The sequence below is a fragment of the Sulfitobacter sp. HNIBRBA3233 genome (genome assembly GCF_040149665.1).
GTDB classification, from domain to species: Bacteria; Pseudomonadota; Alphaproteobacteria; order Rhodobacterales; family Rhodobacteraceae; genus Sulfitobacter; species Sulfitobacter marinivivus.
Genome location: NZ_JBEFLP010000008.1, coordinates 1 through 12,796 on the forward strand (window position 1 = coordinate 1; position 12,796 = coordinate 12,796).

The window sequence follows — 12,796 nt, forward strand, 5'->3', positions numbered from 1 at the left end:
TGCGCCACACGGGCGGCGCGGAATTCTTCGATCCGGTCGCCGTGCTGCGCGGTCAGATCGATGTCGTCCCAGCCGTTGATCAGCTTTTGCAGCCAGACCTCGTCGAGCTCGAATGCGACCTCTTTGCCCGCGATCTCCGCGCGGCCCGCCTCCAGATCGACCCGGGCATCGGCGCTGTCTTCGCCGAGGGCCGCGATCAGTTCCTCGATGGTGTCTTCGTCCAGCCGCGCGGGCAAAAGCCCGTTGTTCACCGCGTTGCTCGCGAAAATATCGCCGAAGCTCGGGGCGAAGACGGCGCGGATGCCGGAATCGACCAGCGTATAGACCGCCGCCTCACGGCTCGACCCGCTGCCGAAGTTGCGCCGTGCGACGATGATCCGCACACCGCTGTTGCGGTTCAGCGGATGGTCGGGGTTGTTCTCGCGCACGTCGTGCAGCAGGAAATCCTCGTACCCGTCGGCACGCGGCTGCGACATGAATCGCGCCGGGATCAGCTGATCGGTGTCGATATTCGCCTGCGGCAGCGCCACGGCGGGGCCGTCTATCCGGGTCCATCCGCTCATGTCCGGCCCTCCAGCAAGGGGCGCACATCGGTCAGATGGCCCGCAACGGCGGCAGCGGCGACCATGGCGGGGCTCATCAGGTGGGTGCGCGCCCCCCTGCCCTGCCTGCCGCGAAAGTTCCGGTTGGTCGAGGACGCGCAGCGCTTGCCGCTTTCGACGAGATCGCCGTTCATGCCCACGCACATCGAACATCCCGCACTGGCCCATTCCAGACCCGCATCGACAAAGATTTTTGCCAGCCCCTCGTCCTCGGCCTGTTTCTTGACCTGCGCCGATCCGGGCGCGACAAGGCCGGGCACCTTGGCGCGGCGGCCTTCAAGAACCTTCGCCGCCATGCGCAGATCCTCGATCCGGCCATTGGTGCAGCTGCCGATAAAGACCTGATCGATCGCGATGCCATCAAGCGGCTTGCCCGCTTCGAGCGCCATATAATCGAGCGACGCGCGGGCGTGGTCCGATTTGCCGCCGGGCAGATCGCCCGGATGCGGCACGGTATCGGTGATCGGCAGCGCCTCTTCGGGGGTGGTGCCCCATGTGACCGTGGGCGCGATATCGCCCGCGTCAATCTCGACCTCGCGGTCGAACCGCGCGTCCGCATCGCTGCGCAGCGCGTCCCAGTCGGCCACGGCGCTGTCCCATCCGTCGCCCGTCGGCGCAAAGGGCCGGCCGCGGATGTATTCGTATGTCCGCGCATCGGGGGCGACCATACCCAGCCGCCCGCCGCCTTCGATCGACAGGTTGCACAGGGTCAGGCGCCCCTCCATCGACAGCGCCTCGACCGCAGGGCCGGCGTATTCGATGGCATGTCCGCGCGCGCCATCGGCGCCCAGCCTGGCGATCCAGTGCAGGGCCATATCCTTGGCCGTGACGCCTGCGCGCAGCTGCCCGTTGAAGGTGATGCGCATGGTCTTGGGCCGCTTTTGCCAGATCGTCTGGGTCGCCAGAATATGCGCCACCTCGGTCGCACCGACGCCGAAGGCCAGCGCCCCGAAGGCCCCGTGGGTCGACGTGTGGCTGTCGCCGCAATTTATCAGAAGGCCCGGCAGGGTCAGCCCCTGTTCGGGGCCGATCACATGCACGATCCCCTGCTCGGGGTCCCTCAGATCGAAAAGCTTGATCCCCGTCTCGGCCGCGTTTTCGCCCAATGTGCGGATCATCCGGCGGATGTCGGCGGCAACCTCGATGTCGCGGGTCGGCGCATAGTGATCGACGACACCGAAGGTCAGATGCGGCTGAGCCACCGGCATACCGCGCGATTTCAGCTTGGCGAAAGCGTGGTGCGATCCCTCGTGCACCAGATGCCGGTCCACCCACAGCAGCGACGTGCCGTCTTCGCGGCACAGGATCTCGTGTTTGTCCCAAAGCTTGTCGAGAAGCGTTCCGGTCATTCCGCCGCCTCCTGTGCCGCATTGTTCAGCACCGGCTCCCAATGCCGCCCCTCGCCGGCACCCACGCGGCTGAGCGTCATTTCCAGCTTGAACATGTCCGGGCGATAAAGCGCGGCGAGGTATTCCACCCCCCTGCCCTGCCCGTCGCGCACCACGCGGTTCAGCGACAGCAGCGGTGCGCCGACGCTCAGATCCAGATGCGCCGCGACCTCGGGCGACGCCAGCGTGGCGCTGACGCTCTGGTCCGCGCTTTCCACCTGCACGCCCGAGCGTTCGAGCAGCCGGAAGAGCGGCGTGGTGGCCAGCTCCGCCTCGGAGTAGTTCTGCGCGATTTCCTCGGGCACATAAGTCGTCAGATGCGAGAACGCCCGGCCCTCGATCTGGCGCAGGCGCACGGCGGTCTGCACCCGCGCGTCCGGGCGGATCTGCATCGCGGTGGCGACAAAGCCGGGCGGCGGCCCGTAGCTGAACGAGATCAGGCGCGCCGTGGTCTCGTCGCCCATCTGCTTGACCTGCGGGATCAGCGTCGTGATGTCCGCCGACACCCCGGGCACATCGCGGATCGCGCGCACGGTGGTGCCCGATCCCGCCCGCCGGTCGATCAGCCCGTCCGCGGCCAGCGCATCCAGCGCACGGCGCACCGTGACCCGGCTGACATCGAGGCTGGCCGCAAGTTTCTTTTCGGCGGGCAAAAGCGCACCCTCGCCGTAGGCGCCGCGCTGGATTTCGTCGCGCAGTTGCAGATAGACACGCCGCGCCTTGCCGCCTTCGGGCAGTCCGCTGATAGGTTTGTCCTCGGGGTCACGCTGCACGTCATCATCCCTTTTCAATGGAACCGAGCCTAACGTCGAAAAACTCGATTGCAAGAAATCTATCTCATCACGGGCGAAAAATCAGCACTATGCCTGAAACTTTATCTGTACTATAAAAGATACAGATTTACGGAGGGTGCGCCATGCCGGTGATCGAACTGCATGTAATGGACGGCTACGACGACGACGCCAAGAAACGGCTGTGCGAGGCGCTGACAGACGCCGTGCGAATCGTTCTTCCCGCTCCACCCGAAGCGGTGACCGTGATGATCCACGAAATGCAGCCTGCCGGATACATGCGCGGGCGCCAGCACCGCAGCGCAGCGCCCGCCCTGCCCGATCCCGTGACCCTTGTCCGCACCTACCTGTCGGCCATGGAGGCGCGCGAGATCGACCTTGCCCGCGACATGCTGGGGGCGGGTTTCGCCATGACCTTTCCGGGCGGCGTGCGCATGACGCGGCTCGAAGAGCTCATCGACTGGGCCGCGCCGCGATACCGCTTTGTCACCAAGACCTACGAAGGGTTCGATGCCCTCCAGTCCGGCGGCGAGGCGGCGATCGTCTACTGCCGCGGCACGCTGTCGGGCGAATGGCCCGACGGCACGCCCTTTGACGGCATCCGCTTCATCGACCGCTTCGAGGTGACGGGCGGGTTGATCACACTTCAGGACGTCTGGAACGACATTTCCGAAACGAAAGGGGCAACATGAGTGCAGAGATAGACCCGATTACGCTGGCCGTTCTGGCCGGCCGGATGGAACAGATCGCGGACGAGATGGATGCGACCCTGTTCCGCGCCGCCTTCAACCCGATCATCGCGGAAGCCCATGACGCCTCGCACGGGCTTTACCATGCAACCACGGGCGACACGCTGGTGCAGGGCAAAAGCGGCCTGCCCATTTTCGTCGGCGTGATGAGCTTTGCGGTCAAGGCGGTCATCGACAAGGCAGCCGAGAACGGCGATCTGGCGGACGGCGATATCTATATCTTCAACGATGCCCACCTCGGCGGCACCCATCTGAGCGATATGCGCCTTGTCAGACCCTATTTTCACGACGGAAAGCTGTTTTGCTATCTCGCGTCCGTGGGCCACTGGCACGATGTCGGCGGCGCCGTGCCGGGCAACTACAACCCCGCAGCGACCGACGCCTTTCAGGAGGCCTTCGTGCTGCCCCCCGTCCGGCTTGCCAAGGGCGGAGAGATCCAGACCGACATCATCGACATCCTGATGCGCAACACCCGCCTGCCGCAATCGGCGCAGGGCGATCTGAACGGCCAGCTCGGCGCGCTCGATCTGGGGGTCAGGCGGATGGACGAGCTGCTGGCCGAATACGGCGCCGAAACGGTGCGCGCGGGGCTGGACGCGCTGCAGGACCGCGCGGAAACGCTGATGCGCGCCGAACTGACCGACCTGCCCGATGGCCGCTGGGAGGCGGAGGATTTTCTCGACAACGACGGGATCACCGACACACCGCTGCCGATCCGCGTCGCGCTGGAGATCAGCGGCGACCGGATGACGCTGGATTTCACGGGCACGGCACCGCGCTGCGCCGGTCCGGTCAACATCGCCCTGCCGACGGCGGTGGCCACGGCCTATGTCGCGATCAAGCATATCTTTCCCGCCCTGCCCGCCAACGCGGGCGTGATGCGGCCCATCGACGTGCGCATTCCCGACGGCTCCTTGCTGTCCGCGCCCTTCCCCGCACCGGTGGGTGGCTATACTGAAACCATTCTGCGGATGATCGACGTGATCTTTTCCGCCGCCGCGCAGGCCGCGCCGGAGCGGGTGGTGGCCAATGCCTATGGCACCATCAACGCGCTGTCGATTTCCGGCACCCGCGACAACGGCCAGCCGTGGGTCATGTTCAGTTTCTACGGCGGCGGGCACGGCGCCTCGGTTGACGGCGACGGGTTGAACCATGGCAATGCGCCGATCTCGACCGCGACGATCCCGCCGATGGAAATTCTCGAGGCCGCCTATCCCGTGATGTTCAGGCAATGGGCGCTGCGCCCCGACAGCGCCGGTGCCGGCCAGCACCGCGGCGGCATGGGCGCCACCTACGAGATCGAAGTGCTGGAAGGCAACGGCGCCAAGGCGTTCCTGTTCGGGGAGCGTGGCCGCTATGCGCCCAAGGGCGCCGCGGGCGGGGGCGACGCCGCGCTGAACGTCTTCAGCTACGAGCAGGCGGATGGCTGGCACCAGCCGCCCATGGCCTCGAAAATGGTTGGTATCAGGCTCGAACAAGGGCAATCGGTGCGGCTGGAGACCCCCGGTGGCGGTGGCTACGGCCCCGCATCCGACCGCGCGCCCGAGGCCGTCGCACGGGACGTCGCGGCGGGCTTTCTGAGCGCCGAAAAAGCCGACAAGGAATACGGGCCCGCGTGGCAGGAGGCAGGCCAATGACCGGCAAGATGATCGGTGTCGACGTAGGCGGCACATTCACCGATATTTTCGTCCTCGACGAAGAGCGTGGCGTGGCCGAAGTGGCCAAGGTGCCCACAACCCGCCCCGACCAGTCCGGCGGCTTCCTGTCGGGGATCGGCACACGCGTGGATGATCTGGCGGATGTATCGGTCGTGGTGCACGGCACCACGGCGGGCACCAATGCCCTGCTGGAGCGCAAGGGCGCCAGGATCGGCGTCATCACCACGATGGGCCTGCGCGATGTGCTGGAAATGCGCCGCCGGGACCGCCCCCGCACATGGGGGCTGCGCGGCGATTTCACCCCTGTGGTGGATCGGGCGCAGCGGCTAGAGGTGCCCGAACGCACGCTGGCGGACGGCACGATCCGCACCCCCGTCGATCTGGATGCGGTGCGCGCCGCGGCACAGACGCTGATCGACGACGGCTGCCTTGCGGTGGCGGTGCTCTTCGCCAACGCCTACGCCAATGCCGAGAACGAGGAGCGCGCGGTCGCCGCTGTGCGCGAGGTCTGGCCGAACGCGCATGTGTCCTGTTCGTCCGAAATCCTGCCGGAGATCCGCGAGTTCGAACGGTTCTCGACCACCGCGCTTAATGCCTATTTGCAGCCCGAGGTATCGGGGTATCTCAACCGGCTGGAAACCGCGCTGAAAGACGGCGGATTTGCGGGCGAATTCATGATCGTGCAATCCAACGGCGGCGTGATGGATGTGGACACGGCGGCAAAGCTGCCGGTGCGGACCGCCCTGTCGGGCCCCGCTGCGGGTGTGATCGCCGCCGGCTACATCGCCGAGGCCGCAGGCTTTCCCGATGTGATCACGGGCGATATGGGCGGCACGTCCTTCGACGTCTCGCTGATCGCGGGCGGCCAATCCATGCTGAGCCCCCAGACCTCCATCGATTTCGGCATGGTTGTCCGGTCCCCGATGATCGAGATTACCACGATCGGCGCGGGCGGCGGATCCATCGCATGGGTCGACAAGGGCGGTCTGCTGAACATCGGCCCCGAAAGCGCCGGATCCACCCCCGGCCCCGTCGCCTACGGACAGGGCAACACGCGCCCGACCGTCACGGATGCCAACGTGGTTCTGGGCCGGATCGACCCCGACAACCCCATCGGCGGCAAGCTCGAGCGGCTGGATGTCGAGGCGGCGGAGGCCGCGATCCTCGAACATGTGGGCAAGCCTCTGGGTCTGGACGCGCTGGCGGCAGCCGAGGCGATCCTGAAAGTCGCCAACAGCAGGATGGCGGGGGCGCTGCGTCTGGTGTCGATCGAGCGCGGATTCGATCCGAAGCGCTTTGCCTTCATGCCGTTCGGCGGCGGCGGTGCGCTGCATTCCGGCGCGATGCTGGCCGAGGTGGGCCTCGCGCGGGCCATCGTGCCCCGCTATCCCGGCGTGACCTCTGCCATGGGCTGCGTGATCGCGGACATGCGGCAGGATTTCGTGCAGACCATCAACACGATGCTGGACGGGATCGACACGGACGCGCTGGCTGCCTTCATGCAGCGCCACGTCACCGACGGTCTGGCCACGCTGGACGCGGCGCGCACGCGGTTCGAAGCGCGCGAGACATCCTTCACGCTCGATATGGCCTATGTCGGCCAGACACATACCGTCAGCGTGCCCCTGCCCGTTACCGTCACCGGCGGAAAGGTCACCCCGCCGACCGAGGCGCAGATCGCCGATGCGTTCGACGCGACCTACCGCGAAACCTATGGCAGGTTGCTGAAAGGTGGCGCGCGCCGGGTGATGAACCTGCGCTCGGCCGTCACCGGCAAACGGCCGCGTTTCGATCTGGCGACGCTGGCACCACAGGGCGGGTCGGCAGAGGCCGCGCTGAAAGGCACCCGGCGGGTACATTTCGCCGACAGCTGGCACGAGACGCGGATCTACGACCGTCTGGCCCTGCCCGTCGGCGCCGTGATCGAGGGCCCCGCGATCCTTGAGCAACCCGACACAACCGTGCTGATCGAGCCCGATCTGGTGGGGCGTGTGGACGACTTCGGAAACACCTTGATCGAAAGGGTGACGCCATGATTGCCGAACGCACGGCCCTGCTGACAATCGATTTGCAGAATGACTTCCTGCACCCCGAGGGCGCCTATGGCCGCGCGGGACAAACGGCAGAGGCAATCACCGCCCTGCCCGACCGCATCGCCCCGCTGCGCGATGCGCTGATCGCGGCGGGGGGCACTTACATCTCCGCCCAGTTCACGCTGGTTCCGGGCCGTGGTGGCGCACCGCTGATCGCGGAGCACCTGCGCCGCTTGCGCCCGTTTCTGACCAAGGGCGATTTCACGCCCGGCGGGTTCGGCCATGCGCTGGTCGACCGTTTGCAGCCGGCGGATTTCACGATCGAGAAGGTCGCCTACTCCGCCTTCTACCAGACACGCCTTGAATACGTGCTGCGCAGGGTCGGGATCGACACGCTGATCATCGGCGGGATTGTCACGAACGGTGGCGTCGCCAGCACCGTGCGCGACGCCCATGTGCGAGACATCCATACGGTGCTTCTGTCCGATGGCTGCGCGGCTTTTCGCGAAGACGTGCATGACGCCACTCTCGCATCGCTCGGGTCGCTCTCGGAAATCATGCCCTGCGACGCGGCGCTGAAGCGGATTGGAGAGATGCAATGACCCTTCGTGAAAGACTGACTTCTGCCGACATCCTTGTGGCGCCCGGTGTCTACGACGGTCTGACGGCTGCCTTGGCGACGGATGCGGGGTTCGAGGCGCTGTATCTCTCGGGGGCGGCCGTCGCCTATACCCGTCTGGGCCGTCCGGACATCGGGCTGAGCACTGCGAGCGAAATGGCCGATACCATGGCCCTGGTCGCGGACCGGACCGATCTGCCGGTCATCATGGACGCCGACACCGGCTTCGGGAATGCGCTGAACGCGCGCAGGACGATGCAGACCTACGAGCGCGCCGGTGCCGCCGCCTTGCAGATCGAAGATCAGACATATCCGAAGAAATGCGGCCACCTTTCAGACAAGTCATTGATTACATTAAATGAAATGACCGGAAAGATCAGCGCGATGGCGGACGCCCGGCGCCACGACACGCTGATCGTTGCGCGCACCGATGCGATTGCGGTCGAGGGGTTTTCGGCAGCGGTCGACCGTGCCGGAGCCTATATCGAGGCGGGTGCGGATGTTCTGTTCATCGAAGCGCCCCGCGACCGCGACGAGCTGTCGCGCATCCCGCAAACCTTCGGCGGCCGCGTGCCGCTGCTTGCCAATATGGTTGAAGGGGGGGCGACGCCGATTTCCTCAGACAAGGATCTTGAGGCGATGGGGTTTGATATCGTGATCTTTCCCGGCGGGATTGTCCGTGCGCTGGCCCGCACCGCGCAGGAGTATTACGCGAGCCTGCGCGAGCACGGCTCTAACAAGCGCTTTTCGGACAGGATGCACGATTTCGACGGGTTGAATGCGGCGATCGGAACACCGGACATGCTGGCACTGGGGAAACGCTATGACGGGACAGGTTGAGGTCGCAGCCCCGCTTGCCTCCTACGATCTGGAAGTCGGCACGCTGATCGTCGGGGCGGGGGCCTGCGGGATGGTCGCGGCCCTGGCGGCGCAGGAGGCGGGAGAGGACGTTCTGCTGATCGAAGCGGACCCCCTGCCCTCCGGGTCGACGGCGTTGAGTGCGGGTCTGATCCCGGCTGCAGGGACTGAATTCCAGCGCAATCTCGGGATCGAGGATGACCCGGCGCTTTTCGCGAAAGACATTCAGGCCAAGGCCCATGACGAAAACGAACAGGCGCTGGTCGACGCGCTGGCGCATACCTCCGGCAAGGTGGTGCAGTGGCTGGCGGACCGGCACGGGCTGCCCTTTTCTGTCGTCGCCGACTTTGATTATCCTGGCCACAGCCGGCGGCGGATGCACGGCCTGCCGACCCGCGCCGGTCGTGAGTTGGTGGACGCCTTGCGTGTCTGCATCGAGGCATCGGAGATCCCCCTGATCTGCGACCGACGGGCGGTGACGCTGTTTGCAAGGGGCGAGCGCATCGACGGCGTCGGCATGGAACTTCCCGACGGGTCGGTCGAGACCGTGAAGGCCGCGCGCGTCATTCTCGCCTGTAACGGTTTTGGCGGAAACCGCGCAATGGTTCACGCGCACATGCCTGAAATCGAGGATGGCCTGTGGTTCGGGCACGATGGAAACCGGGGTGAAGCCGTGCTCTGGGCGGAGAAGCTCGGCGCCGCCACGCGGCATCTTGGGGCCTATCAGGGGCACGGGAACGTGGCCCATCCGCACGGCATTCTGATCACTTGGGCGGTCATCGGCGAAGGCGGTGTGCAGGTCAATCGTGACGGCAAGAGGTTCTGGAACGAATCGCAGGGCTATTCGGAAGCGGCGCGCGCCGTTCTGGCGCAGCCTGGCGGGACGGCCTGGGCGATCTTTGACAGCAGGATCGCCGACATCGCCCGCCAGTTCGAGGATTTCAAACAGGCCGAACGGCAAGGTGCGGTTCTGATGGCCGACAGTCTGGAGGCGCTGGAGGATCTCTGCCGGTTCCCCGCGGGGAACCTGCGCGCCGAGATCAGCGATCTGCCCGGCGACGGCGGCGTAGACCGCTTCGGGCGGGCGTGGAACGCCCCTGCCCTTACCGCCCCCTTTTGTGCGGTCAAGGTGACCGGCGCGCTATTTCACACGCAGGGGGGCCTAGACGTGGATCCGGGGACCGCGCGTGTCAGAACCACCGACGGTGGGCTATTCGATAATCTGTACGCGGCTGGTGGTGCGGCCTGCGGTGTCTCGGGCAAAGGCGACAGCGGCTACCTGTCAGGAAACGGATTGTTGGCCGCTGTCGGACTTGGCTATATCGCCGGGCGCGCTCAATCGTCGAGCTGAGCCAGAAAAGCCTCCAGCCCGCGCTGGAGCTTTTCACGGCTGATCGCCGAGAAATCCTTGTTCAGGCGCAGCTCAACCCGACCGTCCTGTGCGGTCAGTCGCGCTTCGCCCTCCTTGCGGGTCAGGCGCAGGGATGTCTTCGACACCGTCTTGCCCGCCTTCTGTGCCTTTGCGTCGCGGGGCTGCGCTAGACAGTGCCGCAGAATTCGCAGTTCGTCTTCGGCGTCCCGCATCGCGGCCTTCGAAAGACGGCGGCGGATCATCTCCCCCGCAGCGGCGTCGATCTCCATGAAGCGGTAAAGATCGAGCCCCAGCGCCCGCGGAATCGCCTCGGGGAACCGCAGAACATCGCCGAGCGCTTCCATCACGCGGGCAAACTGCCGGATGTAGGTTTTCTTCTGCTTCAGCGCCGAGGCGTAGAGAACGCCAACCGCTTCGCCTACGTCGATCTGCGCCTCATGGGCATAGGCAAGCGCAAGCTGCGCCATTTCACCGAAAGACAGGTCTTTCCGGACGAGATTTTCATCGACCATCTTGCGATAGAGGTTCGCCAGCGGCTCACCCCGCAGGACAAGTGCCGCCGGGATCTTGCGGTACCGCGCGTCGCCGGTCTGGGCGGCCAGCGCCTTGAATGCATTCAGGCGGCGGTAACCCTGGATCAGCTCATAGCCGTCCTCGGTCTGCTCGACACGGATCGGGTTGGACAGACCGACCGCCTTGATCGATTCAATCAGCTCCTCGAGCTCCGGATCAACATCGACGGACCGGTCACGGATCAACTTGGTGGTCTTGACCTGCGAGGTCTCGATCAGATCCGTAATCAGCCCCAGCCGCTTCAGGCGCACATGCTCCAGCGCCAGCGCATCGTTCTCAGCGCGAATGGCCGCTTCTGCTCCGGCGCGCTCTCCGACGGCGTCGGCTGTTTCGGCGATGGCGCTGGCCATCGGGGAACGGCGTGCCTTTGGCGCCGGGGTCGCGTTCTGCAACGGATGGCCCTGAACATCGGCGTAGGATTTCGTCTCGGGCGCCGGCTGGTTCCCCGCGGGGAACCCATCCTCCTCCGCGTCGGGGTCGAAATCTATGTCGAATACACTGCGCTTCTTAACCATCTATCAATCCTCCACCTTGTCCCATGCCTCGATCAGCGTATCGCGAAACTCCTCGTAGGCGCGGTCAAAGGACGTGCGCGCCCGCCGCCAAGTCTCACGGGTCATCTGACGGTAATCCATTTCATAGATCGACGACAGGAAACGCCCCGACTGCTCGACCGCACGCGTCATCTCGATCGGGTGCTCGGCCACATGTGACCGAAAGACCTGACCAAAAGCTGACTTCATCGCACGGTGCAGATCATTGTTCGGCTCGAAGCGCGTGAGCAGAAAACGCACCGCGGCAAATGCCTTGTCCGGGCTGACACCGGCACCGGCGGATCCACGGAACCGCCCCAGATCCTCCAGCGCCTCGGACAGCTGCCCGATAAAGCTGGTCGTACTGTCGTACTCCCAATACCCGGGCCCCGACGGGATATACAGAACGTCCGCCGCGAAAACCGCATTCATCGACTGATAGCCGATCGCGGGCGGGCAATCGAAAATCACCAGATCATAGGCATCGTCCGGCAACAGATCGAGGTAGCGCGAGACGGCGGCGAAAAACGACCATTCCGGATTCAGGTGCCGGTACTGCGCCGAGGCAAACTCGACAAAGGCCGCATTGGCGCAGCTGGGGATCAGATCAATCGTGGGCCAGCTTGTCGGCTTGATGAAATCGGTGGTGCGCAGATCGTCCAGCCCCATGCCGGTGACAGAGGCCGGGAGCGTCCGGCGGGGCAGGGCGGTGCCGCTCTCCGCTCCGCCCGCCGCCGCGTTCATCCGTTCGGTCTCGCGGATCAGATCGCGCGCCATGATACCCCAGACGGTGAATTCCTCCGATACGTCCGACAGCCCCATGGAATGGCTCAGCGTGGCCTGTGGGTCGAAATCCACCGCCAGCACCCTGTAGCCGTCCAGCGCTGCCGCGTGGGCAAAATGCAGGGCAACCGTTGACTTGCCGGCCCCGCCCTTGAAGTTCGCGATGGCCGCGCGAATGGCCCTCTTGCCCGACGGCCGTGGCGGCACCAGCGACTTGCCCTTCACCTTGATCTTGCGGCGCAGTTCGTTGACCTCCTCCAGCGAATACCACCGCTGGCGCCCGTCCTCCTCTACATGCCCTTCGGGCAGCGAAGGATCCGCGGCAAGCCGGCCGCGCAACGTCGACGGGTTCATCTTCAGGATCAGCTCGGCTACCTCCCAACTCGAGAACCGCCTGAGCGTCTTTTCCATCTCCGGAGAGTATGTCTGTTGCCGGATGTATCCCTGCATCTTGAGGGATTGTGCCTGCAAACGTGCAAGGTCGTTGTGGGTGAACATGTCTGTGCCTCATACCGCTCGATGGTTCCCCGCGGGGAACCGGCCCCGGGCAGAACGCTAATTATCATTCTCTCCTGATTTATGCCGAATTTGCATTCCTTGGAAAGAGAGTTCATCCTAAAACTTGGTTTTCGTCAAAACAGCGCAGTTTCAAGGTGAAACGCGCCGGCTCCGATTCGCATCCGCGCGTCATACCGCCCGCACCAAAGAGGGACAGAACCAGACCCGAAAACGGCAATTGGGGGACATTTCAGCCGGAATGAGGGTCACCCTGCATGACCCCCTATACCAATATACCTGTTTTTTTCTTTTTGATCGGGTTCCATCCCGTCCCCTCCC

11 protein-coding genes are annotated in these 12,796 nt (G+C 65.1%); 6 read left to right on the forward strand and 5 right to left on the reverse strand.

The window, feature by feature from the left end; all coding sequences use genetic code 11:
- From leuD to ABMC89_RS18280, 3 genes are all read right to left on the reverse strand, one after another.
- The coding region (gene leuD, locus ABMC89_RS18270; protein WP_349570537.1) for a 3-isopropylmalate dehydratase small subunit at positions 1-563 on the reverse strand (563 nt) is incomplete at its 3' end.
- Entirely contained in the window at positions 560-1,951 is a 1,392-nt protein-coding gene (leuC, locus tag ABMC89_RS18275; protein WP_349570539.1) for a 3-isopropylmalate dehydratase large subunit, read from the reverse strand. The genes leuC and leuD, both read right to left, overlap by 4 nt.
- Positions 1,948-2,781, reverse strand: coding sequence for a GntR family transcriptional regulator (locus tag ABMC89_RS18280; RefSeq protein ID WP_349570541.1), 834 nt, complete (start codon positions 2,779-2,781; stop codon positions 1,948-1,950). Before ABMC89_RS18280 ends, leuC begins: the two co-directional genes overlap by 4 nt.
- Before the next feature lie 125 nt (positions 2,782-2,906).
- Between ABMC89_RS18280 and ABMC89_RS18285 the strand changes: the two genes are divergently transcribed.
- Genes ABMC89_RS18285 through ABMC89_RS18310 form a run of 6 tightly spaced genes read left to right on the forward strand, consistent with a single transcriptional unit; the run spans position 2,907 to position 10,049 of the window.
- Complete coding sequence (locus tag ABMC89_RS18285) at positions 2,907-3,473, forward strand: tautomerase family protein (RefSeq protein WP_349570544.1); 567 nt, start codon at positions 2,907-2,909, stop codon at positions 3,471-3,473.
- On the forward strand, positions 3,470-5,167 hold the full coding sequence (locus tag ABMC89_RS18290; protein WP_349570546.1) for a hydantoinase B/oxoprolinase family protein: 1,698 nt from the start codon (positions 3,470-3,472) through the stop codon (positions 5,165-5,167). Before ABMC89_RS18285 ends, ABMC89_RS18290 begins: the two co-directional genes overlap by 4 nt.
- On the forward strand, positions 5,164-7,224 hold the full coding sequence (locus ABMC89_RS18295; protein ID WP_349570548.1) for a hydantoinase/oxoprolinase family protein: 2,061 nt from the start codon (positions 5,164-5,166) through the stop codon (positions 7,222-7,224). Before ABMC89_RS18290 ends, ABMC89_RS18295 begins: the two co-directional genes overlap by 4 nt.
- Positions 7,221-7,823, forward strand: a complete 603-nt coding sequence (locus ABMC89_RS18300) for a cysteine hydrolase family protein (protein ID WP_349570550.1) — start codon at positions 7,221-7,223, stop codon at positions 7,821-7,823. The genes ABMC89_RS18295 and ABMC89_RS18300 overlap by 4 nt, the downstream gene beginning before the upstream one ends.
- Positions 7,820-8,680, forward strand: a complete 861-nt coding sequence (locus tag ABMC89_RS18305) for an isocitrate lyase/PEP mutase family protein (protein ID WP_349570552.1) — start codon at positions 7,820-7,822, stop codon at positions 8,678-8,680. Before ABMC89_RS18300 ends, ABMC89_RS18305 begins: the two co-directional genes overlap by 4 nt.
- Positions 8,664-10,049, forward strand: coding sequence for an FAD-dependent oxidoreductase (locus ABMC89_RS18310; RefSeq protein ID WP_349570554.1), 1,386 nt, complete (start codon positions 8,664-8,666; stop codon positions 10,047-10,049). The genes ABMC89_RS18305 and ABMC89_RS18310 overlap by 17 nt, the downstream gene beginning before the upstream one ends.
- On the opposite strand, the gene ABMC89_RS18315 is transcribed toward ABMC89_RS18310, so the two are convergent.
- Positions 10,034-11,158: a ParB/RepB/Spo0J family partition protein gene (locus ABMC89_RS18315; protein WP_349570556.1), complete on the reverse strand. Its 1,125-nt coding sequence runs from the start codon at positions 11,156-11,158 to the stop codon at positions 10,034-10,036. The two genes, ABMC89_RS18310 and ABMC89_RS18315, sit on opposite strands and share 16 nt — an antisense overlap.
- 3 nt (positions 11,159-11,161) lie before the next feature.
- Positions 11,162-12,457 carry an AAA family ATPase gene (locus ABMC89_RS18320; RefSeq protein ID WP_349570558.1) on the reverse strand — a complete coding sequence of 432 codons (1,296 nt, stop codon included), beginning with the start codon at positions 12,455-12,457 and terminating at the stop codon, positions 11,162-11,164.
- Positions 12,458-12,796: the final 339 nt, after the last annotated feature.